General features: G+C 56.0%; 17 protein-coding genes and 1 pseudogene. 6 read left to right on the top strand and 12 right to left on the bottom strand.

What is annotated here, in order from left to right; all coding sequences use genetic code 11:
* Positions 1-102 precede the first annotated feature (102 nt).
* The 3 genes and pseudogenes from NCT04_RS31485 to NCT04_RS31495 form a co-directional block, all read left to right on the top strand.
* Positions 103-2,214, top strand: a pseudogene (locus tag NCT04_RS31485) (error-prone DNA polymerase); the annotation flags it as partial.
* Between the two features lie 133 nt (positions 2,215-2,347).
* The gene (locus NCT04_RS31490) at positions 2,348-2,785 is read left to right on the top strand and encodes a hypothetical protein (RefSeq protein ID WP_250469772.1); all 438 of its coding nucleotides are present in this window, start codon (positions 2,348-2,350) and stop codon (positions 2,783-2,785) included.
* A gap of 14 nt (positions 2,786-2,799) precedes the next feature.
* Positions 2,800-3,162 carry a hypothetical protein gene (locus NCT04_RS31495; RefSeq protein WP_250469773.1) on the top strand — a complete coding sequence of 121 codons (363 nt, stop codon included), beginning with the start codon at positions 2,800-2,802 and terminating at the stop codon, positions 3,160-3,162.
* A 162-nt stretch (positions 3,163-3,324) separates the two neighbouring features.
* Here NCT04_RS31495 and NCT04_RS31500 read toward each other — a convergent pair whose 3' ends face one another.
* The 3 genes from NCT04_RS31500 to NCT04_RS31510 all read right to left on the bottom strand — a co-directional run bounded on the left by NCT04_RS31500 (position 3,325) and on the right by NCT04_RS31510 (position 7,316).
* The gene (locus NCT04_RS31500; protein WP_250469774.1) at positions 3,325-3,558 is read right to left on the bottom strand and encodes a hypothetical protein; all 234 of its coding nucleotides are present in this window, start codon (positions 3,556-3,558) and stop codon (positions 3,325-3,327) included.
* 199 nt (positions 3,559-3,757) lie between these two features.
* On the bottom strand, positions 3,758-6,265 hold the full coding sequence (locus NCT04_RS31505) for a sensor domain-containing protein (protein WP_250469775.1): 2,508 nt from the start codon (positions 6,263-6,265) through the stop codon (positions 3,758-3,760).
* A gap of 289 nt (positions 6,266-6,554) precedes the next feature.
* Positions 6,555-7,316 carry a YoaK family protein gene (locus NCT04_RS31510; protein WP_250469776.1) on the bottom strand — a complete coding sequence of 254 codons (762 nt, stop codon included), beginning with the start codon at positions 7,314-7,316 and terminating at the stop codon, positions 6,555-6,557.
* 776 nt (positions 7,317-8,092) lie between these two features.
* On the opposite strand from NCT04_RS31510, the gene NCT04_RS31515 reads away from it, so the two are divergent.
* On the top strand, positions 8,093-9,664 hold the full coding sequence (locus NCT04_RS31515) for a methyl-accepting chemotaxis protein (protein ID WP_250469777.1): 1,572 nt from the start codon (positions 8,093-8,095) through the stop codon (positions 9,662-9,664).
* A gap of 699 nt (positions 9,665-10,363) precedes the next feature.
* On the opposite strand, the gene NCT04_RS31520 is transcribed toward NCT04_RS31515, so the two are convergent.
* The 7 genes from NCT04_RS31520 to ligD (NCT04_RS31545) all read right to left on the bottom strand — a co-directional run bounded on the left by NCT04_RS31520 (position 10,364) and on the right by ligD (NCT04_RS31545) (position 19,607).
* The gene (locus NCT04_RS31520; protein WP_250469778.1) at positions 10,364-10,630 is read right to left on the bottom strand and encodes a hypothetical protein; all 267 of its coding nucleotides are present in this window, start codon (positions 10,628-10,630) and stop codon (positions 10,364-10,366) included.
* 180 nt (positions 10,631-10,810) lie between these two features.
* Positions 10,811-12,028 (bottom strand): sugar transporter, encoded by a 1,218-nt coding sequence (locus NCT04_RS31525; RefSeq protein WP_250469782.1) that lies wholly within the window; start codon positions 12,026-12,028, stop codon positions 10,811-10,813.
* A 178-nt stretch (positions 12,029-12,206) separates the two neighbouring features.
* Complete coding sequence (locus tag NCT04_RS31530; RefSeq protein WP_250469779.1) at positions 12,207-12,722, bottom strand: hypothetical protein; 516 nt, start codon at positions 12,720-12,722, stop codon at positions 12,207-12,209.
* 1,032 nt (positions 12,723-13,754) lie between these two features.
* Positions 13,755-14,987, bottom strand: coding sequence for an NAD(P)/FAD-dependent oxidoreductase (locus tag NCT04_RS31535; RefSeq protein WP_250469783.1), 1,233 nt, complete (start codon positions 14,985-14,987; stop codon positions 13,755-13,757).
* A 235-nt stretch (positions 14,988-15,222) separates the two neighbouring features.
* A complete protein-coding gene (locus NCT04_RS34535) occupies positions 15,223-16,719 on the bottom strand; it encodes a methyl-accepting chemotaxis protein (protein ID WP_284503537.1) in 1,497 nt (498 codons plus the stop codon).
* Between the two features lie 364 nt (positions 16,720-17,083).
* Complete coding sequence (gene ligD, locus NCT04_RS34905) at positions 17,084-17,926, bottom strand: non-homologous end-joining DNA ligase (RefSeq protein ID WP_502800719.1); 843 nt, start codon at positions 17,924-17,926, stop codon at positions 17,084-17,086.
* A complete protein-coding gene (gene ligD, locus NCT04_RS31545; RefSeq protein WP_350030196.1) occupies positions 17,919-19,607 on the bottom strand; it encodes a non-homologous end-joining DNA ligase in 1,689 nt (562 codons plus the stop codon). Before ligD (NCT04_RS31545) ends, ligD (NCT04_RS34905) begins: the two co-directional genes overlap by 8 nt.
* A gap of 465 nt (positions 19,608-20,072) precedes the next feature.
* On the opposite strand from ligD (NCT04_RS31545), the gene ku reads away from it, so the two are divergent.
* Both ku and NCT04_RS31560 read left to right on the top strand, forming a co-directional pair.
* Positions 20,073-20,999, top strand: coding sequence for a non-homologous end joining protein Ku (gene ku / locus NCT04_RS31555; protein WP_250469784.1), 927 nt, complete (start codon positions 20,073-20,075; stop codon positions 20,997-20,999).
* Positions 20,996-21,838 carry a tetratricopeptide repeat protein gene (locus tag NCT04_RS31560; RefSeq protein ID WP_250469780.1) on the top strand — a complete coding sequence of 281 codons (843 nt, stop codon included), beginning with the start codon at positions 20,996-20,998 and terminating at the stop codon, positions 21,836-21,838. Before ku ends, NCT04_RS31560 begins: the two co-directional genes overlap by 4 nt.
* 29 nt (positions 21,839-21,867) lie before the next feature.
* On the opposite strand, the gene NCT04_RS31565 is transcribed toward NCT04_RS31560, so the two are convergent.
* Positions 21,868-22,071, bottom strand: a complete 204-nt coding sequence (locus NCT04_RS31565) for a hypothetical protein (RefSeq protein ID WP_250469785.1) — start codon at positions 22,069-22,071, stop codon at positions 21,868-21,870.
* A gap of 511 nt (positions 22,072-22,582) precedes the next feature.
* Complete coding sequence (locus tag NCT04_RS31570) at positions 22,583-22,870, bottom strand: hypothetical protein (protein WP_250469781.1); 288 nt, start codon at positions 22,868-22,870, stop codon at positions 22,583-22,585.
* Positions 22,871-23,745 lie beyond the last annotated feature (875 nt).

Below are 23,745 nucleotides of genomic sequence, written 5' to 3' on the forward strand. Positions count from 1 at the left end.
GCTGAACTGCTCGAATGCGGTCTTCGTACGAGTACACAGACTACCTCCAGGTAGTCCAAGATTTTGTCCGCACCCCCCCAGGGTCATTTTTACATCGGCGCTAACAAACACATCCTCTGCCAAGGCCGCGGGTCCGCTGCTATTCTGCTGTCTGCTATTGCCTCGGTGTGACCGAAGTGGACCCGTCACGCGGAAACCTCCTGTTCGAACGCTTTATATCGAAAGAGCGAAACGAGCCTCCGGACATCGATGTCGACTTCGAACATCAGCGTCGAGAAGAAGTCATTCAATACATCTACGGCAAGTACGGTCGAGATAGGGCAGCCATTGCGGCGGCGGTGTCTACGTATCGGCCACGCGGAGCGTTGCGCGAGACGGGCAAGGCGCTAGGCATCGACCCACAAATAGTTGACCGGGTGGCGAAGAGCCATCAGTGGTTCGACCATTCGCAAGACCTCCTTCGACGTTTTGAAGAATCGGGGCTTGACCCAGAAAACCCGCGAATCGTCCTCTGGGCGAAACTCGCCGCACAGATTCTTAACTATCCGCGACATCTATCTCAGCACTCCGGCGGCTTCGTCATCAGCCGAGGCAAGCTTACGCGCCTTGTGCCGGTCGAGAACGCTGCGATGGTGGACCGCAGTGCAATCCAGTGGGACAAGAATGACCTGGAGGCGCTTGGGCTGCTGAAGATTGACGTGCTCGCGCTCGGCATGCTGTCGGCTATCCGACGCACGCTCGACATCGTGTCTGAGCAACTAGGTGAGCGATTCGAGATGCAAGACATCCCAGCCGAGGACGACGACACGTACGAGATGATTTCTCGTGCGGACACCATGGGCGTTTTCCAGATTGAATCCCGCGCGCAGATGAGCATGCTTCCCCGCATGAAGCCACGTGAGTTTTACGACCTGGTGATTGAGGTGGCTATCGTGCGCCCAGGCCCTATTCAAGGGGGCGCAGTTCACCCGTATTTGCGCCGTCGACAAGGTCTTGAACCCGTGAGCTATCCGAGCGAGGACTTGCGCACGGCACTTGGTCGCACGCTTGGTGTGCCGATTTTCCAAGAGTAAGTAATGCAAGTCGCCATCCTCGCGGCGGGCTTCTCGCCTGGCGAGGCGGACCAACTTCGACGCGCGATGGCTGCATGGAAGCGCAAAGGCGGTCTCGACAAGTACTACGACCGTATCGTGAACGGGATGCTCGAACGAGGCTACGAGAAAGAGTTTGCGGAGCAAATCTTTCAGCAAATCCATGGATTCGGGGAGTACGGCTTCCCTGAGAGCCATGCTGCATCGTTTGTGCTGCTCGTGTATGCCAGCAGCTGGTTGAAGTGTCACCAGCCAGAGGCCTTTCTCGCTGGGATGTTGAATAGCATGCCCCTCGGCTTCTACTCAGCGTCTCAACTTATCCAAGACGCTCAACGCCATGGCGTCAAGGTCTTACCGGCAGACGCCACAATCAGCGGATGGGACTCGGTCCTCGAGGCTCTGGCCGGTCAGGCGAAGCCCGCAGTACGTCTTGGCCTTTCGCTGCTCAAAGGCATGAAAGACGGCGCCGCTGAAAGAATCGAAACTGCGCGAGCGGTGAAGCATTTTACAAGCGTCAGCGACCTCGCTCGCCGTGCTCAACTCGACCGAAAGGACTTGCAAGTCCTCGCAGCGGCAAACTCGCTTTCATCACTCGCAGGCAACCGCCGAGAAGCCCTTTGGCAATCCGTCGCGGCAGTACCGGACCGCGACATCCTTTCCGACGCCCGCGTAGATGACGAAACCCCTGTGCTCGGCGCGCCGTCCGAAGCTGAAGACATCGTCGCAGACTACAACTCAATGAGCCTGACGCTCGGTCGACATCCTCTTTCTCTTCTGCGTCCGACATTGCTTGAGCAGCGCTTACTGCCTGCATCAACGCTGATGACCTTGCCCAATGGAAGACTGGCTCGCGGGTGCGGGCTTGTGACTGTGCGGCAAAGGCCAGGCACCGCGAAAGGGGTTATGTTTGTGACGATTGAGGACGAAACCGGCAACGTCAACGTAATCATTTTGGCCGTCGTTGCAAGAAAAGTTTCGGCGAGAAGCGTTGGGTGCGGCGCTTCTCGCTGTGTATGGAACTTGGCAATGTGAGGGCGAGGTCCGACATCTCGTTGCCCAACGCCTTGTAGATATGTCGCACCTGCTATGCGGCCTTACCGCCGTAAGCCGCAACTTCTGCTAAGAAACGCAAAACGCGGATGAGGTAAAAGTTATATGCTCCGCTACAAGATTCGGTAAATCAGGGTTTCTCTCAATGCGAGTAATTGTTCACTGCGACGATACTATGTTCACAAGCTAATTCGTCGGAGCAAACGATGGCGCGAGTATTCCTGACTCATCAGCAAATTTTCGATAACGCTGTTGGACACCTGTTCAGCCAAGGTTCTGCGTCGTTGCTCCCGCGCGGAGGTGGCGCGTATCGCGGGAGATGCGGCGGATGCCCCATTGGCGCACTGGTGAGAGCCAGCGACTACCGGACGTCAATGGAGGGGGTACCGGTTCGCTTCGTCCTGACGGAGCCGACACGCGTTCCTGCATACATGGATGCAGGCGTTGCTGCATTGAAGCAAGCGCTTTCGCGGTCGAGAATCGACGTCAACTCGAATATCACCATCGAACTCCTCAGCTGCCTTCAAAACGTACACGATGTGTTCGGCATCTGGGAGTGGGCCGACCGGCTGCGCTCCACCGCGAAGCAGTTTGGACTTTCAATCCGAAGCCTCGAACAAGTAAGCCTCAAAACGGCCGCTTGACTGAGGGGAAGACGATGAGAAGTATCCACGAAATTTTTACGACGGTGCGGTCGCACTTACTTTCCCAACAATCCATCTCGGAGGACGACAGTGGAAGTTGCCGACTGCGAGGCCGAGATGGTCGTAGATGTGCGATTGGCATCCTTATTGACGATTGCCATTACAACGAGCGACTGGAAGGTCTCGGCATCGGCTATTACAAAGCCGGTCAAGATGGCCCTTTGCTAACAGCGCTGACGTCGTCGGGCGTCAATGCGTATGACCCACAAATCGCGGCCTTGCTGCAAGACCTCGAGGATATGCATGACGCGGCAGAGGTCGATGCATGGCAGAATCAATTCGACTTCCTCGCTCGCCTCTATGGCATCTCGGATTAAGGGGCCATTGAATTGTGAACTAGATAGACGGGGACGGGTACCCTTGCCGCTGGGCACAGGTGGCGCATCGCCAGACGCGCCATCGTTTTTGTTTAAGTTCTAGACGTCTCTCGCATCAGACTTGCGGCCTGCAGCAACGTCACCGGTACGACAAAGGCGACATCAACTCTCCTCATCAAGATTTTTACTGGATGAGTTCGAACCTTCGGTGTCCGGCTTGTTTGTTTGGTCCTTGCCGGACTCAGTCTTCGATACATTGAGCTCATCAAGTTTCTGGTCAATCGTATCTTTCGTTTCTGGTTTCAACTTACGCTTCGCAGCGTCTCCGACCTCCGTCGTTTCCTTCCCGCTGCTCGCCATTGCCAAGCGTGATTCATAAGCAGTATCCTGTCGCATGCATGCCTCCTTCAGTGTTTCCGCAGTTGCGGCGGCCATGCTAGGCGCGCATTGAGCATTCCTGGACTCGCTTCGCCGGTGGGTGGAAGGGTAAACCCCTCGGTCAAACGAGGGACCGGGTACCCCGGCGCTACTTGCGTCGAACACCCAAGATTTCGCCTCGAATCATCGATGCTTAAATTGAAGTTCGGCGCGATGCCTAGTCACCTGGAAAGAGTGTCTCGGGATTTTGTAGGGCCGCCAAAAGCGTTTCGAAGTTCATAGGCTTCGCGAAGAGATAACCTTGCATCTCTCTGCATCCATACTGCAGCAAGAAGTCCCGCTGCTGAAGTGTTTCGACGCCCTCGGCGAGAGTTTCAGCGCCGAACGCACGGCTCAGCGACAATACCGCATGTATCAACGCTTCCGCTTCGGGGCCCGTGCCAATGCCGCGCACGAGTGACATGTCGAGCTTAATGCGCTGCGGCCGCACTGTTCGTAATACTGACAGGTTCGAATAACCAGTTCCGAAGTCGTCAACTGCAATACTGGTTCCGTTGCGAGCGAGCGTCCGAATCATCGACGCATGGCGCCCCATGGTCAATGTCCCTTCTGTAATCTCAAGCTCCAATTGGTGCGGCTCGAGTCTGTGGCGCTTGAGGACTTGATTTACTTTCCTAACGATGTCGCCATGACGGAACTGACACGGTGAGACGTTTACGGCGACTCGGAGGTCGTGCCCTGCTTGCTGAATTACTTTTGCATGCTCGCACGCCGTACGCAGCACCCATTCCCCAAGCTCGACAATGAGGGATGATTCTTCCGCTAGTGGAATGAACTCGGCAGGCGAGATGTGGTTGCCCGAGACAGGGTCATACCATCGAAGCAACACTTCGACAGCGAGCACGCGCTTATCAGCAGCGTCCACTTGCGGTTGAAATGCTAGCGAAAATTCCTGGTTTCGAATCGCCCGACGCATGCGTTTGAGCAAAGTCATGCGTCGCTCGATGCGCTCCGCAATCCGTCTGTCGTAGCGGCTGATTCCAATCTGCGTTTCGCTCTTCGCGTGGTACATGGCCGCATCAGCGCGTTTGACAAGCGTGTCGACGTCTGCTCCGTCAGCGGGAAATACGCAGAGACCAATGCTGCAGCCAAGGTCAACAGTGTGACCATCCACTTGCATCGGTTCAGAAAAGGCCGCCGACACTTGTCGCGCTAATTGGTCCGGAAAACGTGCGTTTCCGTCGAACTCGATGAAAAACGCAAACTCATCTCCGCCGTAACGAGCCACCATACCCTCGAGCGGGAAGATGGCTCGAAGGCGGCCGGCAGCTTCCTTCAGCAGCGCATCACCGATGCTGTGTCCCAGCGAGTCGTTTGCCTCTTTAAAGTCGTCGATGTCGAGAAAGCCGATGAGTACCTCTCGCTCAAGTCCGCGTGCAACCTCGAGGGCATCAGTTAGCCGAGCAACGAAATGGCTGCGGTTCGGCAGGTCGGTCAACGCATCGAAGTTCGCTTGATATTCGAGGCGTCTGCGATTTTCGGTAACTTCTGTGACGTCATTGATGACCGCAATGTGGTGGGTCACTACGCCGTCCTCGTCTCGAACTGGACTAATAAAGAGATGGTTCAAAAACATCTCTCCGTTCGCGCGGTAGTTCCTCACGACTGTCTCGACGTCTCTCTCGGCGTCAAGCGCCTGGCGAATCCTTCTCAGCCCATCTTGCTCGGTGTCCTCACGCTGGAGGAATTTGCAGTCCTTCCCTGACCATTTATCACGTGAGAATCCCGTGATGCGCTCGAATGCCGGATTCGCGTACTCGATTAGGTTTCCCATAGCGCTGGGGCGAGTTACAAGCACTGCATTCAAACAGGCATCGAGTGCTCGGCTTCGTACTCGGAGTTCCGCCTCCGCCTTTCTTTGTTCCGTGATGTCTTCATGGACGGCGAGCACACCGACGACCATACCATCGGTGTTATGCAGCGGGGTCTTCAGTTGAGAGTACCAGCGCTCTTCCCCAGACAGATAGAGATTCGTACGCTTCGCGTAGGCAAGGTGACCGACTGCTGCAAGTGCACGCTGGTCCGATTCTCTAATCTCCTGGGCGTGAAGTCGCCAAGGCAGATTCTCATCGGTCAACCCTCGTACCTCGTGGGCGCGGTTCAGTCCTGCCTCACGCGCAAAGGCGCTGTTGCAACCGAGATAGACTGATTCCGTATCCTTCCAATAAACGGAATGCGGGACGCTGTCCAGGATGACCTCGAGCATCTTTCGCGAAGCTAGAGCGCGTTGGCGCTCCGTCACAAGCTCTGTTACGTCAAGGTAAGAAACAAGGCAAAGTGGATGGCTAGCATCACCGACGATTTGATAGTGAACGCTCGCATGCAACTGAGAGCCGTCCTTACGAACTTGAGGCCATTCACCAACTGTCCCTGATGTCCCGACTGTCGGCTGAATTCGGTCCTTTAGCGAATGGAATGCGGGCACGTCCTCGGGACGCCGCAGGCATAGGATTGACCTGCCTTCCAACTCCCCGTACGCATAGCCGTATTGCGCGTTGGCTGCTCGGTTCGCGACCAGTATTTCGAGTGTGCTCCACTCATAAACGAGCATTGCAAAGGGGTGGTTGTAGAAGTGCTGACGCAGGTCCCCGATGCTTGCCCTTAAATCTCCATCAGCCGACGAATCAGCGGTGTGATGCTCCGAGTCATCGCGTTGGTCACCCATTTTACGCCCCTCGTTTGTCCCGACCTTTATGCATGTCGTTTATCTCGCCGCGTAATTTCGCCTAGGACAGCAACGGGTCAGTGGTTCCCGCGTGCAACCTCCATCGCGAAAATCGGCACTCGCGCTTGGCGCAACAATTGCGCCTGCCTAAATCGCTCTGGCCCCGTAAAGCCTCTTCGACCTTTGGGTTGTAGCGGAAAAAAGCGTGCGGCAACTGCAACGCGTGATACAAGTCGAGCGTCACGGCGTTTTGAAAAGCCGCGGCAGGTGATGCGAACGTGGTGACGACTCAGTCTTTTCTTTGTTTGCCAATAACAGCAATGTCGTCAAGTAACGGTACAAATGCGCATAGCAGCAGCACGAATGCGATAGGCACGGTTGCCAAGAAACCGAGTCGTTCGAAAGTGGCTGCACCAAAGAAGCCACCAGCAACGAACATCAGCAAGAGTGATGTTAGAAGGATAACCTTTGGACGGTTTGCGCGTACAAAACGTGCGTCTGTTGCTAGCATGTCCCCGTTCCAATAAAGTGCCCTACCTAGCTCTATCCCAATGTCTGTTATGAGCCCTGTAACGTGAGTAGTCCGAATCTCGGCCTTCGATATCTTCGTAATCATGGCGTTTTGCAAACCCATGACATAGCAAAGCAGGGCAACCGTGAGGGGTAAATATACAAATTCATGTCGCAGCAGGTCCGGGCCGAGTAAGCCGAAGAATAGGAGTACCAATGCCTCGATTACGAGCGGTATCGCGTAGACGCTCTGAAAGCAACGTTGTCGGCCCCAGTTGATTAAGATGGCTGAGGTTGCAGCACCACCTGCAAAGGCTAATACAGCGCCAAAAGCCTGAAAGACCAATGCCGTCCGGCCAAGCACTGCATTGTCCGCAACCGATGACACAATTCCAGACATGTGCGATGTGTATTGGCCTATGGCTATGAAGCCCCCGGCGTTTGCTGCGCCCGCGACAAATGCGAGCGCACAACCGAGTCGCCGATTTGAAGTTTCAGTGCGCTGAAGTGAGGTCAGGCCTCTCAGATAGTTGATGGGCATCGAGCCAACTCGGGTGCGCTTCGCTGGACTACCGACGAAGCAGTGTGTATGTGTTCCGCTCTCTGGAGGTGAGTCAGACGGCTCGGCCATCCATCACGGCTTTTCGTCGCACTTCCGGACCGCGCCTGCGCTTCGCTGCGGACCAGACGCCTTCTTCTAGTTGTCTGTCGTATCCTATGGTCTCACATGTTGCTTCGTCGGATTGCTCGACTGTGCTCATAAACTGATAATACCGTCACATTGCGCCAGCGGCACGACCCTATTAGCATCTGATATGTGCTCGTCAAACAAAAGTTTGCGCTGACGAGGCATGGAAGTGCTCGAACAAAAGTCTTCGTCAATTGGACTGTCGGTGCGTGTCTTAAAACAATCGTTTATCATTGGTCGACCATCTCGCCGTGGTTTGACAGCAAGATGGTCTCAGACGGCCAACGGTGCCCCAGCACGCTTACGTGTCCGTACGCTAGCTCCCGAACTTCACCACGTTGCCTGGCGCTTCACTCAGCTTAACGAGCTGCGAAAACGAGATTAGTAAGACGGGTCCGCAAGGCCAACGCGAAGGCTCAGCGGCACGACCCACTGCCGAGCGGCAACCGCAAATTTAAATGCCGGCTACTGGAGTCTACCTACCAGTTAGCAAATGCAGCGGGCCCATCGCTCCGACACGCTGCGGCGACCGAATGCCGCACCGGGTTCAGAAAACAGCGCTTATTCCGATAGATTGTATGCAGAACAGCCTAGCCATTTCCGAGATAGGTTGTACGACTACAATTATCATGCGCCATAACAAGTCAATAACGAATGTCGAATATATCCTCGAAGACGGCGACTCACTCGTTTCGACCACAGACCTCGACAGTCATATCCAATACTGCAACCCCGCATTTGTTAAAGTGAGCGGATATAGCGAGGAAGAACTCGTCGGACAGCCGCACAATGTGATTCGGCATCCCGACATGCCGCGTGAGGCGTTTCGCGACATGTGGGAGACGCTCCGCAGCGGGAGGCCGTGGGTCGGGGTGGTCAAAAACCGGCGCATGAACGGTGACTTCTATTGGGTTCGCGCGAATGTCACACCGCTCGTCGAGGAAGGCCAACCGGTAGGCTACATGTCGGTTCGCACTAAGCCGTCACGGACGCAGGTCGAAGAAGCTGAAAGCCTTTACGCACGAATGAACGCCGAAGCCGCGAGCGGGAAAGTCAGGACACGGCTCTCGCGTGGATTTGTCGTCAGTGGTTCGTTCCGGTTGCGGATAGCTAACACTTTGCGACTTGACCTACGTGGTCGCATTGCTGCGGTCCTCTTGGGTGTATTGGCGATTCAGTCAGCTCTGGGCCTTTTGAATCTCAACGGTGCTACTGGCGAGTTTGTGCGAATAGTAGCGTTGATAGCGAGTGGCGCCTTGAGCTGGATATGGCTGTCGCAAACCATTACAGCACCCGTCGAGCAGCTTATCGAGTTTGCGAACAGGATTGCAGCGGGTGACCTCGGACATCGTTTGGATACCAGCAGTCACGACCGAATAGGCGAACTGCAACGTGCCGTCAGTCAAGTTTCCGTCAATCTGCAGGCAGTCGTCGGCGATGTCTCGACCGGTATCCTGGATATCAGCCGGTCGGCCAAGCAGGTAGCCGAGGGAGGCAAGCAGCTATCTGACCGAACCACATCGCAAGCCGGAAGTCTTGAGGAGACCGCTGCGACTATCGAGCAATTGACGGCGGCGGTCCAGCAATCTTCGGCGCACGCCGGTGAGGCTGCCAAGGTTGTAGAGGAGGCGCAATTGCAGGTGCGTGAAGGCGAAGAGCGAATGAAAGCGGTCGTCGAGCGTATGGGGCGCATTCAGAACGCAAGCCAAAGTGTCGGTGAAATCATCTCAGTCATCGAACAAATCGCGTTTCAAACTAATATTCTTGCGCTTAACGCCGCGGTTGAAGCAGCGCGTGCCGGCGAGTCCGGGCGTGGATTCGCGATCGTCGCTGCCGAAGTCCGGGCGCTTGCGCAGCGTTCAGGCACCTCTGCCAAGGAAATCAAGGCACTCATTTCAACATCGGTAGAGGAAATTGACCTTGGTAGCGAAGTGGTCGAACAGGCTCGTGACGCCATGCGAGGGACAGTGGGCGCGGTCGAACAGGTCACAGCTCTAATGCGCGAGTTGGCGCAATCCGCATGCGAGCAAAGCGACGGCATCAGTCAGGTCAATGCGGCTGTGATATCGCTAGACCAGGTGACTCAGCAGAACGCCGTGCTGGTGCAAGAGTCGGAACATGTGGCGGAAGCCTTAGCTGCGCGTTCTAACCAGTTGTCGGGAGCCGTGGCGGTCTTCCAGACTCGTAGCGCAACTCCTTAAGCCATACCTGACGATGCCTTGCTGAAATAATTCTGACTTGACGGCGTGCGCCTCCGGCCTAAAATCCAAAGGAGTCCATCAGCGCATTCCCCGACCATGTCCCTCTCGCTGCGGTACGACCTTCGAGCGCAGTCCGAGCTACTTACGTTCTTGGTTATTTCACATTTGGCAACCAGGCACACATCTGGCAACTGGATGTCGGCTCGAAATGTGGTGGAGTCAGTTTTGTTCTGGCCTAACGCAAGGCAATCGGAAGACGACGTGATACGACGCGCAATGCTGGCAAGCCGTGCGTTGCCGCTTGCAGAATTGATTGAGTCAGAAACTTCGCTTCTGCTCGACGGGAGGGCGCTGGCGACAATGTTTGATGAAAGGCTTAACCTAAACTTCTCTTCTCTGCAAACAGCGGCAATTTACGAGCGGTGCCTGAATCACCTGATGCGCGTCAAATGGTATGTATAACGGCCGGCGAAGAGGCAAAAGACTGGCGCGTTGCTTAGCCGGCCACCTTTCCCCAGATTCAGACACTGATGTTGCAACTGGTATGCAGTCGTGCGTAATGCTGCATTAGACCGCGCAGCTATGGCTTCAGTTGCCCGCCGCAGACGGCGGTCTCCGGAACGCGGCAACGTCAAAATTCACTAGACATAGGATAAGGAGTTTCAGTAACGGTCATACTCGCGGCGGACGCTTACTGATTCAATTTGGCTGTTGGGGTTGCTCTGCCGATTGTGGCGGTATCGCCAGATTTTGCTGGCGAGCAGCGTCCTCTTTTGCTTTCTTGTTTGCAAGATGACGCCCAACTACACAGCCACCAGCGGCGCCCAACACGGCGTGCCCACTTCCGACGAAATGACCCGCCACCCCTCCTGCGGCGGCACCTTTAAGACATCCCGCCGCATTTGCTTGGCCGGTTAGCGTCACAGACGCGATGAAGGCAATAAGAGTAATATTCTTCGGTTTCATCGGAGCTGCCCTCAATGGACGGTCCTCCTCAGAAGCATGCAACGTTCCTACGCCCATCTCCAGTTAAGCATGTGAAAAGATGCCTACTACGAAACGGTCACAGTGGATGGTTTCGAGTCGCCAATTTTTATCTCACGTCGGCGTTCATACGATATCAGCATTAAATTTTGCTAAGGGACGTCAGACGGTCTTAACGTGCTTGGCGAGACCGCGCGATGTCATGAATGCCGCCAAGCAAACAGCCATAGCTGATGCGGCAAGTAACGCTCCGACCATACCAATCCATTCCAGACCGGCGTCACGCGCCACTACTTTCCCGAGCAGTGCGCCACCGCCAATCCCAATGTTGTAGAGGCCTGAGAACATCGACGTGGCGACGTCTTGAGCATCGGCCGCCAATCGAAGCACATGTGTCTGCATTGCAAGGCCGAAACAAATGATGCAAATGCCCCATGCCACCAAGAGTACCGATAGCGTCCCGATATGGTGTGCGCAAGGCCACAGAAGCATCAAGCTCGCAGTTATGCCGGCCACCGTCAGCAGCAGGAAGCGCCGCGGTCTCCTCGCGTAGAACTGACTGAACAAGAGCGCCGCAGGAATGCCCGCGACGCCGAAGAGGACGAGGAGAATAGTTACCTCATTGTTGCTCGTATGGGCGATGAGTCGGCTGAACGGCTCAAGATAGGTGTATGCGGAAAAGTGCGCGCACACGGCAAGCACTGTTACAACGAAGAATACGACTAGCATCGGCCTCTTCATCAAGGACGGCAAGCGTTCCAGTGAGCCCGAACCTTGGCTGTCGAGCCGAGGTAACGTTAGCCACAATGCTCCCATTCCGAGTACACCTGCAACTGCGATGATTTGAAACGTCGCGCGCCATCCCAGAATATCGCCAATCGCTCTGCCAATGGGCACGCCCGCAACCATGGCGACCGACGTGCCGATAGACACCATTGCTAGTGCGCGCTGTTCTCCCTCTGGAGGGACTAGGCGCACAACAAGCGGAATTGAGACAGACCAAAAGACCGCATGCGCAAATGCAACGCCGATTCGGCCCAGCACGAGGACTTCGAAATTGGGCGCGATTCCAACAATGACGTGGCTGAGGATGAAAATCGTGAAGACTCGCATGAGTAGCGCGCGACGCTCCACCTCTCCGACAAACAACGTCAATGGCAAAGACGCTATCGACACCGTCCAGGCGTAAATGGTCATCACGACGCCTACATCAGTCGGACGCATCCCGAGGCTGTTGCCGATGTCGGACAATAGTCCAACGGGGACGAACTCCGTCGTGTTGAAGATGAAGGCTGAAAAGGTGAGTGCGGCGACGCCCCACCAAGGGGTTTTAAGAACGAATTTGAGTACGTCGACATGCGAATATGCTGGCTTGAACAGGCAGCCTTAACTTGCGTGAAAGTCGCCCGTGAAAGGATGGGCGGGGCACGCTCCGACTAGCACACTTAAGCAGTGATAGCTTGGAGAACGATTGAGAACGCTACGCAGGTCGAAGTGACAATGCAATGGTATCAAGTTCCTCGAATCGGCCGGTGATGCGCAAAATCATCGAGCGCCATTACGCGGTTGAATTTGATTGCCGCGGAGCAAAAGGGTTGATTGGCTGCACCTTCGTTCCATCTTTCACTCGCTCCAGAAGTTGCACCCTAGCCCAATGAGCGGTCAACGCCTCCAACTCACGAACGACATTCGATTCCAATGCCTGCACTCCTGCGTCACCCTGAAAGTTTGACTTGAATGCGTGAAGCAGACGGTGTTGAAGAAGCCGGCTTACGTCCTGAATTTTCTCCGTCGCGTCTGAGCCTGTGAACAAAACAGACTCCGGGGAGAACGGGTCATAGTGAATCAAGTTTGTGTACTCGCTGCTCACCGCAACTTTAGGCTCGTCACTGACGCGTAGCGACCCCAACAACTGAACGGAGCCCTTCATACCCTTCGGGGTTTTGAACACCCAGATACGTTTGGGCAATCGTTCCTTCAACTCAACAATCTTCGTGCTGTTGGAACCAAAGTAGCCGACCTGGCGGTTCTTCAAGTCCTGCTCTAGCTTCTGCCAATAATAGAAAATATCCATTCCACCTGCCTACGGATGCCTGCAAAAAGTTTTTACCCACACTGCGCTGTCGAGAATGCTATCTAATTGTAGCCAGACAGATATCGTTGTCGCACCTGCGTGCAGCCGTTTGTGACGCTATGCCCCGCGTCTCGAGTAGCAAAGCTTGTGTCGCGTCTTCGCTGTATCTCGTTATGAAACGCACATCGGCGAGGTCGCTGAATATGCACAGCGACGTTGGAATATGAAGCAAAGCTTAGATTACACCTTGGGAACCAGAAATCTGGCCGCGCTCGTATCCCGAATAATTGCATCGTAGCGAGTTCCATTACCGTCGTGCGCAATTGTCGCTCGTTTCGCGTTCTCCATGAGACTGATGAGTGCGACGGTCATAAAAAGGGAACATCTCCCCCGTCAAGCCAAAGACCCGGTAAGGAGGCAGACACCGTGACCAGGTTGACCCCGGCAAGACTGAGACGGGAAACTCACGCGCCTCGGCAAAGTCCGAGACCTCAAACGCCGGGAAAAATCATGCTCGAGCCGTTCGGAACAGTTGAACTCTTGTTCGTTGAGGAGACGACCGATGAGGCAGAAGAACTCGTCCTCCCGGGAAGGACTTTCATCCAGAACGTCGGTCGATGCTTGACGACGACGTCCTACGCGAGGACGACGGCAGCGCATAAGTTGCGTATTCCTTGTGCTGAAACTGGGACGACTTGTGATACGGCCGGCGCTATTCTCCACGCTTAGCCATGTCCCGCTTGTCTTTGACTGAGCCAGAACCTCTTTATGCTGCCGCTGTGGAACTGCATGGCCTCGGGCAAAATGTGTCATCCTGCAGACCGAGCTACCGAATTAAGGGGGAAGAGGCTCGCGCTGAGGCGGCGGCCCCCTCACGAAAAAGACTTCCTTCCTATGATGGCTTTGTGTCTCAAAGAGTCTTTAAAACGTCGACGATGTTAAAGAGACATCTAGCGAACCGAGTTTTAACTTTTGACACGCGACCCACTTTAGATTCGTAGACGTACAAGAAACTCGCAGAAATCTATCTACCTAAAATCGGTCTGCGCGGAAAGGCCTCGGGTCCACAAGTGGAAGCTCACCGGTCATCATCTCTGCGACTATCCTTCCAGTTACCGGCCCTAAGGTCAGACCGTGGTGAGCGTGACCGAATGCGAACCACAGGTTTTTGTGGCGTGGCGCAGGGCCGATGATAGGCATCATATCCGGCGTACACGGACGACGCCCGAGCCATGGCTCGGCGTCCACTCGCTCACCAAGCGGAAATGTCTCGCGGGCGATTGGTTCTATCGCTTCGAGTTGCACGGGAGTTTTCGGCGAGTCCCTCAAGCCAAGCTCGACGCCGGTCGTCAACCTGATTCCCCGAGCCATCGGACTGACGACGTATCCTACTTCGCTATCCAAGACTGGCTGATTCAGCGCCGGACCAGCTTTGGCCACGTAGTGCATGTGATATCCGCGTTTGACTTCGAGCGGCAGCGTGTATCCAAGCTTCGCGGTCAAATCGCTCGACCACGGTCCCAAAGCGAGGACCGCCTGGTTCGCTGTGACAACTCCCGCATCTGTGGTGACTTGCCATCCATCTTGCAATGTCGATGCGTCACCGACGAGAATTTCGCCACCCAATTTCTGGAGCAGTTTCGCGTATGCCTTTACGAGGCCCGCAGGGTCACTGACGGAGTCGGCCGAAGTATATCGAACGGCTCTAACAAGCGCGGGACCGAGCGCGGGCTCTGCGTGGTGTAAAGCTTCGTTGGAAAGCGTGTCGAAAGGGATATCGTATTCGTCTCGCCAGCGGGATGCTTCGGCCAGAGCCCTGTTGAATGCCTTGATTGTTCTGAACGCATTTATCCAGCCGCCCGTTCTTAGTAAAGGTTGAGCGTCAGCCGCCTCAATCATCTCGTGATGCTCGGCGACACTATGTTCAATAAGTGCCGAGTAAGCCCTCGCGTTTTCTGCATGACGGTCCGAGCGAGAGTAATGCCAGTAGCGCAAAAGGAACGGTGCCAACTTCGGCATTGCCGACGGATGATACCGAACGTCGGTCGCGCGGTTTCCTGCGTATTTCGCGATGGTGGCAAAGTCACGAGGGAACGCGTACGGATAGACGCCCTCGCGCTGAATTATGCCCGCGTTGCCTAGAGACGTTTCGTTACCCGGAGCCTTGCGGTCGATGAGCGCAACTTTGACGCCTCGGCGTTGCAAGTGAACGGCCACGCAAGTACCGACAATGCCCGAGCCCAGGACAAGTGCATCAAAGTTCATATGCCTTACATTCCATTGGTCACCCGAGTCATAGCGGCGGTGCGCAACGACACAGTATGCCATTGGGCGCGTCTCGGAAGACGTCGCGTCCGTTCGACCGCCTCGGGAGACAATAAACATCCTTGACCGCGATGTTACCCGCGCCGCAACGCTGGGCCGCGAGCTATGCATCGATACGCGACGCCCTATGTTCTGCCGGCAGCCCCCTCGCTCAGTCCGCCAAACAGGGGCCAGCTTACAGTACGAACGCCTTCACTGCGGCGTTGAGTTTGTCCGCTTGGCTATCAAGCGATTGCGCCGCGGCAGCGGCTTCCTCAACGAGCGCTGCGTTCTGTTGCGTCACTTCGTCCATTTGGGTCACCGCACGGCCCACTTGGTCAATGCCTTGACTTTGTTCGGTTGACGCAGCTTTAATCTCCTCCATAAGGTCCTTCACCCGCGCGACCGTTTTCGCAACTTCCGCCATCGTCACGCCGGCTTGGCTCACTAACAAATTGCCCGACGAGACGTGCGTGGTCGAAGTTTCGATTAGGGCCTTGATGTCCTTAGCGGCGGCGGCAGAGCGTTGCGCCAACGTCCTGACTTCACCTGCGACGACCGCGAACCCTCGACCCTGTTCACCGGCACGGGCCGCTTCGACGGCAGCGTTCAATGCCAGGATGTTGGTCTGGAAGGCAATGCCGTCAATCATCCCAATGATGTCCGAGATTTTTGCCGAACTGTCCGTAATGTGCGCCATGGTGTCTACAACCTGAGAGACAACCGCATTTCCGTCCTGCGCAACGCCGGCTGCGTTGACCACGAGCTGTGTTGCTTGGGCTGCGTTGTCCGCATTCTGACGAACGGTACCCGTTAGCTCCTCCATGCTCGATGCAGTCTCTTCAAGCGACGCGGCCTGTTGCTCCGTGCGCGAAGACAGGTCTGAATTACCCGCGGCAATCTGCCTTGACGCGATGCTCACAGAGCCAATTGATTCGTGAACTTCGGTTAGGGCAGTGAAAATCTTTTCCATCAGTGCATTGAACGCCGCAGCTGTTCGGCCGAGTTCATCGTTACCAGAGATTTTTGCGCGGATTTTTAGGTCTAGCGTGCTACCGACTTCGAGCATCGTGCGTTGAATCTCTGCCACCGACCCATTGATGGCCTTGGAAAGAGCAAGGGTCCATCCGATGACAATGAGGAGGACCACAGTCATTACCGTTACGACAGATATAAGTGCCGTTCGACCGGTGCTCTGTGCTTTGGTCTTGAGCGCCTCGGCGCTTTGGCCTCTCTGCACAGTCAGAGACTCGATTGCGGCCTGAAGCGGCTGAAAGTCTCCATGGTAGACGCTCACGACTTGGTCGTTTGCCGATTTCGGGTCGTGCGCAGCGAGCGCAATTAAGTCAAGAGACTTACGGTCGTATGCTTTCCACTTCACCGTGATGTCCTTCATTCGGTCCTGCAATTCGACGGAATCGAACAGGGGCGAGATGACAGAAGACCACTTGCTGATGTTGTCCTCGGCGGCAGCGAAAACCTTTTTGGTGTCGTCGGAGGTTGGGTCGAGCTCGATAGTGGACAACGCGCTCGCCTTAATTTCGGTTAGCCCCCGAACTTGCAGTTCCTGTTGATGTGAAGCTTCTTGTGCGACATCGACGGCGTTGAAACCGACGACCGAGACTGCTACGCAACTGACTGCAGCGGCGAGCGTCAGAAGCATGAGGATGCGGAGCTTGAATTTGATGGACATGGCGGGTAGGGGACGGTGTGCAGGCATCCTGCATCTACGGCAAATTCCGACGGCGCTTGAGTCTCCTTCGGCGATTCAATAGCATCAAGCGTCGGCCAGGTCAGACAATGTCGCTTAGCCGGAGCGTCCGCGTGGCTTTCCTCGGTGGGAAGCTCTCGTGCTGCTATTACTGTGTAAGGCGGTTTAGCATTCAAGATGTTGACTGAACTTGCATATATCGTAAGCGTCGCGTTATTCGTAAGCAAAACGTAGTCTTACTTCTACGGTCCGCTTCCACGGTGTTGCAGATACGCGCCGTGTAAATTCGGCTTCTAAGTCGAGACTGACCTGAGCGATTGCGGCCAACGCCACTGCCCGAATTTAATTACGCTAGCCGCTTTATCGCCGCTGCGACCGTCTGCTTTGTCGTCCAGTACGCCGCCCACGGGTCCTGCGTCTGGAAGCTTAAGTACTCGCGCGCGGTTTGAACGGTCCATTGCGCGCCACTCTTAATTTCAGTCACTTGCTCCCAAGCGATTGGCATCGAGACGCCCATGCCCGGCCGCGCGCGAGCCGAAAACGCCGCCGCCGTCGTTTGCCCTTTGCCGTTGCGCAGGTAGTCGACATACACCTTGCCGAGACGATTAGCCGGCCCTGAAACGGCCGAGAATCGCTCGGGGATTGTGCGAGCGAGATGCCGTACAAAGGCCTGCGAGAAAGATTTCACGGTTGCGTATTCCAGACGAGTAGCTAGCGGCACGACAACGTGCAAGCCTTTACCTCCGCTTGTCTTCAGCCACGCCTCAAGTTTTAGTTCGGCTAGCAAAGTGCGAACGAGAAGAGCCGCCTCTTGAACATGAGACCATTTCACGCCGTCGCCTGGGTCTAAATCGAAGATGACCCTATCGGGTTTGCTGACAACCGGCACCAGCGAGTTCCACGTGTGAAATTCAATGGTATTCATTTGGGCCGCGGACAATAGCGCGTCCAACGTGTCGACAGTCAGCAATGGCGGGTGACCCGGCCAGAGGTCTCGTTCGTGCGCGGTCAAGCCCGGCATCGCTGTACGCTCGGCGTGCTTCTGAAAGAAGAGTTGGCCATCGATGCCGTCAGGCGCGCGCACCAGTGCAATGGGCCTGTCCTTCAGGTGCGGCAACATCCATTCCGCCACGCTCGCGTAGTACCGCACCAGGTCCGCTTTCGTTACCGACGCGGAAGCATCAATCACTCGTTCTGGATGAGTTATCTTTAACTGCGGTAGGGGCTCCGGCGCCTGTGTCGTTCCCGCTTCGCGTACGACGCCGCGAGCGTCCTTGTCGAGACGCAGGCCAATGAAAGACGCTTGGCGAATTACGTTTTTTCTCTGCGGTCCATTCAGCAAACTCGACCTCCGCGACCGACGTCGGTCTAAGCCAGCGCTCGCTTCCAAGTGTACGCTTCGACCATCGCCCTGGCTTCTTGAGCGGCGTGTCGAACGGCGGCTTGTCGACTTCGAATGGCGCGAGGCGCTTCCATAAGTCTCTCGCGGTCTTCGAATCCCATCCAGTGCCAACGCTTCCCGCATCATTGAGCTCGTTTCCTGCGTAATAGCCCAGTAAAAGGCTTCCGACCTCGCTCGACGTACCGGCGCGCGCGGTCATGCCGCAGATAATAAGCTCTTGTCTCAACCTCGCTTTTGCTTTCAGCCACGTCTGAGTCCGGCCCGACTCGTAGCGAGCATCGCGCTGCTTGAGCATCAGCCCCTCAAGTCCCAAACCTGTCGCGGCTTCGAAAATTTGCGCGGCAGGCGCGTCGAAGTCCTGGCTATATATCAGGTGCTCTCCCGCTCCTTGTACGATGGGTGCGAGCAGCGCGCGCCTCGACCACAGCGGCACCTGCCGCAGGTCCTTGCCGTCGAGATACATCAGGTCGAAGAGGAAGAAAATGATGTCCCGGTTTCCTTGGCCATCGATTGCGGTTTGTAGCGCGGAGAAACTCGGGATGCCGTCCTTTAGCACGACAATCTCACCATCCAGCCAGGCGTTCGTCAGCGGAAGATTTTTGAGTTCAGTCGCCAACAGTGGGAATCGAGATGTCCAATCATGTCCATTGCGCGTGAGAAGCTTCACCCGTCCTTTGCTTACCCGAGCGAGTAGCCGGTACCCGTCGAGTTTGGACTCAATTATCCAGTCTCCGCTTGTTGGCAAGGACGGCGCGAGCGTGGCAAGTTGAGGCTCGAATTTCGCTGGAAGTGGCGCGGCAACGGCGGCCGACAGGTCAATGTTCGACTCCTCGGCTCGTCGGCTCTGCGCAATCCGAGGCTCCCGTTCTTCAATAGGCCCAAGTGGGTTTGCTATGACGCTATCCGGCAGAGCTTTGATAACGTCGTACTCGGCAAGCGGACGCGCCCACTCGTCTCGCTTTTTGAAAAGCATCCAAGAATCGGCTTTGTCGCCGGGTTTTGATATCCGCACAAGCTCCCAGAGCCCGGCGAGCTTTTCGCCATGCAACTGAAACAAAATCTTGCCATCTTCCATGCCCTTGTTCGCATCGCCGACCGGCACCCAAGTCCCGCGGTCCCAGACAATTACCGTCCCTGCACCGTACTGCTTCGCTGGAATTATCCCTTCGAATCCTGCATAGCTGATGGGATGGTCCTCGACACGGACGGCCATCTGCTTCTTGCTCGGGTCGTAGCACGGTCCCTTGGGAACAGCCCACGACCACAATACGCCGCCGTGTTCGAGCCGGAAGTCATAATGGAGCCGACTCGCCCAGTGTTTTTGAACGACGAAACTCAAGCGCTTCGCGGTGCGAGTCTTTTTACTGGATTGCGCTGACTCGCTGGGCTCTGACGTGACGCTGAAGTTCCGTTTTTTCTTGTAGCGGTCGAGGGGCGGCTGCGCGGAGGCGTTTCTGTACGAAACCATAGTGGCTCCCTCGGTCTGGAGGCATGTCCGCTGCAAACATTGTGCCGGCGGAGATGTGCGTTCTGCGACTTGTCGTCGTCGTGCGGCCGCTCGCCTGTGCGCAAGACTCTTCGCCAGCGACGCTGCGCCTTGCCGTAAGGCCGGCTGAGCGCGGAGTCAGCGTTGAGATTGTGAAGCGCAGGGGCCCGACGCGAGTGGAGGAGCTACACGTTCCAGTGCAGCCGTCGCCAGTCTTGCTCAGTCCGCACGGCCGAGCGAGGCGCTATCCACCGCCTGTCGATATCACGGCGGGGGTGCCGTTGGAGACTGTCTCTTCAAGCAGAGGGGCGTGACCGACAATTAGACCCAAGCCGCGGCACGCCTAGTGCTATCCTGAGCTTCATGCCGACCTCAGCTGCGGCCGGCTATTCGCTCATCTGGTTACGTCTGGCGAATTTCCAATTCGCTGTCGTCTGGGAGAAGCTCATGGCCGCTCGCTCGATTGCGTCGCTCTCTCTGTCCTTCGGACTTGTTTCCATTCCCGTCCGACTCTATTCGGCGACAGAAAGCTCGTCGGAAGTCCGGTTCAACATGCTGGGGCCGGACGGCTCGCGTGTTAAGCAGCAATACGTCTCGGAGGCAACCGGCAAGGTCGTCGAGCGCGCGCAGATGCAAAAGGGCTACCAGTTCGAAAAGGACAAGTACGTTGTCTTTAGCGCTGACGAACTCAAGGCGCTAGAAGAAGGTGCGAGTCACGTCGTCGAAATTGTCTCGTTCGTGCCCGAAAAGGCAGTCGACCCTCTCTACTACGACAAGGCCTACTTCATCGCCCCGGACAAGCGGGGCGGCAAGCCGTACAGCCTCCTGCAGCAGGCGCTTGCGAAAACTGGCCGGTGTGCGCTCGCAAAGTGGTCGTACAAGGGCAAGACTCGTATCGTCCAGGTGCGAGCCGCCGAAGACGGCATGGTCTTTCAACAACTCCTGTTCGCAGACGAGGTACGGTCGCTTAAAGACCACGACGTCGAGCATGCCGCGGTTTCCGAATCGGAGTTGAAACTGGCGGTTCAAATCATTGAGCAGGGTGCCGAAGACTCGTACGACGCTTCTGCTTACGAAGACGAAGAAAAGAAACGCGTGTTAGAAGCAATCGACCAAAAAATTGCAGGCAAGCAGATTATTGCCGCCGAAGCACACGAGGCGCCTGCAGGCGGAGAAGTCATTGACTTGATGGAAGCACTGAAGGCCAGTCTCTCCAAGGGCAATGGAAAAGCGAAGCCTGCGCCGAAGCGAAGGACTGCGGTCAAGGCCGTTGAAGAAGTTGAAGAGCCCGCTGTACCCAAGGCGCGCAAGCCCGCTGCACGGGCGCCAAAGGTTGCAGCGGAAGCTCCGGCAAAAGTGCGTGCTCGCAAGTGAGCAAGCGCGACGTATCACACCACGTCTCGCTTTCGAAGCTCCAGTCAATGCTGGGTGTTTCGAGAGGTGTCGTGGATGGACTCATCGAGCTTGGACTCGTCACGCCAACGCGTGGACCGCGCAACGCTCTACGCTTTTCTTTTCGCGACGTGGTTCTACTGCGCACCGCGCTTCAACTTCGAACCTCAAACACGACCCCAAGGAAGCTACGTGCCGCGCTTACTCGGCTCAGACGTGAACTTCCTGACGAGCTCCCGTTGTCTGGTATTCGAGTGGCCGCAGAAGGCGACGCAATCGTTGTGAAAAAGGGACCGTCGCGGTGGGATGCCCTAAGCGGGCAGATGCTGTTGGATTTCGAGATTGCCGAGGTTGCTGGAGATGTCGTCTTGCTGGAATCAACGCCCGAACGCAAGAGCCAAGCGGCAGCACAGGCGCGCGAGCGGTACGAGCTCGCTGAAAAGTTGGTGAAGACGGAACCAAGCGCGGCGGAGCTTAACTATCGACGAGCCATCGAGCTATCCCCTGAGCCATTCTACGCCGCGTACGTGGACTTGGGCGCGCTGCTCTGCGAACAAGAACATCAGTGCAGCGAGGCGCTAAGCGTCTTTGACGAAGCGTTGCAGCACTTCCCGTCAGACGCCATTCTGCACTTCAATCGAGCGGTGGCGCTCGACATGATGGACCGCCTTGATGAGGCGAGAGAAGGCTACGAAAAATGTCTCGCGCTCAACCCAGATTATGCGGATGCACATCACAATCTTGCCATTTTGCTGGATAAGCACGGCGACCGGCGCGGCCTTATCCGGCACCTGAATGCGTACCGGAGATTAAGTAGCTAAACGCCAAGCAGCCGCGCTCGAGCTTCTTTCTATTTCGAAGCCGCAGCATCAGGTGCGCTTGCTGCAGCCGCCTGGCTCGCAACCTTTGCCTTCTTCGACGCTTCGTGATGGCCAATTGCGCACCCGGCGGCTGCGCCAACCACCCCGTGATGACCAGCAACATGGCCGGCAACGCCACCGACTGCTGCGCCTTTCAAACATCCCGCCGCGAAAACCGGCGCTGAGAACGCCATTGCCAGACCAAGCGAAACGACGCCGAACAAAACCTTGCGCATACTAGCTCCTATCACGACGGGGGTTTGTGAGACACACCGTCATAACGCCTCAACGCGCAGAAGGGATGACAGCGGACCTGCAGCGCGAACCCTACATATCGAACGAGATTGGCTATGTGCTTTCGCGTCGTATGCCGAGCAAAGCCAGTTACTGCGACGCGACAAATTTAATTGGACGTCCCATTTGTGAGATAGCTCTCTAGAATGAACGTTGCTCTTCCGTTGGGTATGACAAGCCGTGCAGCCTGTCGGCAAATCGATGAAAAACATGCTCAAGAAAACCATGGCAGCCCTTCTGGTCGCCGCATTCGGTCTGCCCGCGATTGCGAATGCTCGACCGCACCACTATCACAAGAAGCACAACCACCGGCATTGTCATCGCCGCCACTACCGTTAATACGCTGTGGACTTACCGTAAGCTGAGCCGAGTTACGCCTGGCTTGTGGTGAGCGAGTGCCACCCCCAGTTCTCATGCAATCGAAAAGGCAACGGCGCTACCGAGCGCTAGCTGAACGAAGCTGCGGAAGAAGCGATACCTTTGGCCGTTAATCATGAACTCATTCTCGCCAAAGGCAGTGCTTTCGAGTACGCCGTCTGTCATGACTGTGCTCAACGTGCCGCGTAACTCAAGGCCTCCCTCGGCGCCCCATGGATTGCCGATATAAACTTCGCAGACGTCATTGCTTGGTTCAACTATGACTACGCAGGCATCGTCAGTGTTGAGCGCAAGTTCCAAGCAAGTGGCGAGTGCATGCATGCAGTCTTCGCCGGGCCGTGGGCAATCATCCAGTTGTGACTCTTCTAGCATTTGCCCCTTGCTTATTTTTGCGACTTTGGTCGACGAGCAGGATTGATTCCGTGAAGCGGATTCCATGGTGAAGAATAAGCCAAATCGGAGCCGAGAGGCGAGTTCACCTCCGCGGGCGCTGAAGAGAGCGCTCGTGTGTCGTTGATTCTGAAAAGGTCGGCTTCGGCGATGTTCGCCGTGTCCCAGTTCGAGTCGTATCGATTTATTAGAAGCTTAAGTGCCGGACAGTAACTACAGTGACGCCGGCCTGCGCCACCGTTTCCGGCGACAACAACTCGTAACTGGGTTCGGTCGAAGGTCGGCTTATGCCGACTCTTGCATTCATTCACTTTGCGACAACTGGTCTCGACGCGCTTACTTCGTTGGCGGTTGCCTCAGCGATTGCGTTCTTCACTGACGTCAAGTCGGTCGGTAACGAGCGCCTCGCTGTTTTTATATTCGCTTGAACAATCAGCGCTTTGAAGTACTTTGAAACCCGGCACCTTCCCCGTAGCGCTCTTTTAGTGACCTTCTTAGTAAATGATCAAGATGTATCAAATCACACAATTTGTTTCAGATTTTCAATGCGTGGTACGCACATTGTCGGTGTCGCTGCGCTGCACATGAGCGCAGACCGAAAGCTGACGTTCGGAGCAAGTGCCGTCATAAATTTTGTTGGTTCTCCACGGCCGCGCTTGTTGGACCACTTGAACCTGTCCGCATTTTTGTGTGCGAGGCGGTTAGCGGAGTCACCCGCGTGCGTTGGTGAAACGCTCTCCAAACAGGATGGCAAACTGGTTCATCGCGGACGACCAGTCGAACGCCGCGCGTACTGACTTTGCCAG

The organism is Caballeronia sp. GAFFF2, assembly GCF_023631485.1.
Classification (GTDB): Bacteria; Pseudomonadota; Gammaproteobacteria; order Burkholderiales; family Burkholderiaceae; genus Caballeronia.

What these genes read in the sequence shown, in the direction of transcription:
- NCT04_RS31570 (WP_250469781.1), bottom strand. Translation starts at nt 22,870, where the DNA reads ATGCATGCACTCGCCACTTGCTTGGAACTTGCGCTCAACACTGACGAT.
- ligD (WP_350030196.1), bottom strand. Translation starts at nt 19,607, where the DNA reads ATGGTTTCGTACAGAAACGCCTCCGCGCAGCCGCCCCTCGACCGCTAC.
- NCT04_RS31500 (WP_250469774.1), bottom strand. Translation starts at nt 3,558, where the DNA reads ATGCGACAGGATACTGCTTATGAATCACGCTTGGCAATGGCGAGCAGC.
- ku (WP_250469784.1), top strand. Translation starts at nt 20,073, where the DNA reads ATGGCCGCTCGCTCGATTGCGTCGCTCTCTCTGTCCTTCGGACTTGTT.
- NCT04_RS31495 (WP_250469773.1), top strand. Translation starts at nt 2,800, where the DNA reads ATGAGAAGTATCCACGAAATTTTTACGACGGTGCGGTCGCACTTACTT.
- NCT04_RS31565 (WP_250469785.1), bottom strand. Translation starts at nt 22,071, where the DNA reads ATGGCGTTCTCAGCGCCGGTTTTCGCGGCGGGATGTTTGAAAGGCGCA.
- NCT04_RS31535 (WP_250469783.1), bottom strand. Translation starts at nt 14,987, where the DNA reads ATGAACTTTGATGCACTTGTCCTGGGCTCGGGCATTGTCGGTACTTGC.
- NCT04_RS31510 (WP_250469776.1), bottom strand. Translation starts at nt 7,316, where the DNA reads ATGCCCATCAACTATCTGAGAGGCCTGACCTCACTTCAGCGCACTGAA.
- NCT04_RS31490 (WP_250469772.1), top strand. Translation starts at nt 2,348, where the DNA reads ATGGCGCGAGTATTCCTGACTCATCAGCAAATTTTCGATAACGCTGTT.
- NCT04_RS31530 (WP_250469779.1), bottom strand. Translation starts at nt 12,722, where the DNA reads ATGGATATTTTCTATTATTGGCAGAAGCTAGAGCAGGACTTGAAGAAC.
- NCT04_RS31515 (WP_250469777.1), top strand. Translation starts at nt 8,093, where the DNA reads ATGCGCCATAACAAGTCAATAACGAATGTCGAATATATCCTCGAAGAC.
- NCT04_RS31520 (WP_250469778.1), bottom strand. Translation starts at nt 10,630, where the DNA reads ATGAAACCGAAGAATATTACTCTTATTGCCTTCATCGCGTCTGTGACG.
- NCT04_RS31505 (WP_250469775.1), bottom strand. Translation starts at nt 6,265, where the DNA reads ATGGGTGACCAACGCGATGACTCGGAGCATCACACCGCTGATTCGTCG.
- NCT04_RS34535 (WP_284503537.1), bottom strand. Translation starts at nt 16,719, where the DNA reads ATGTCCATCAAATTCAAGCTCCGCATCCTCATGCTTCTGACGCTCGCC.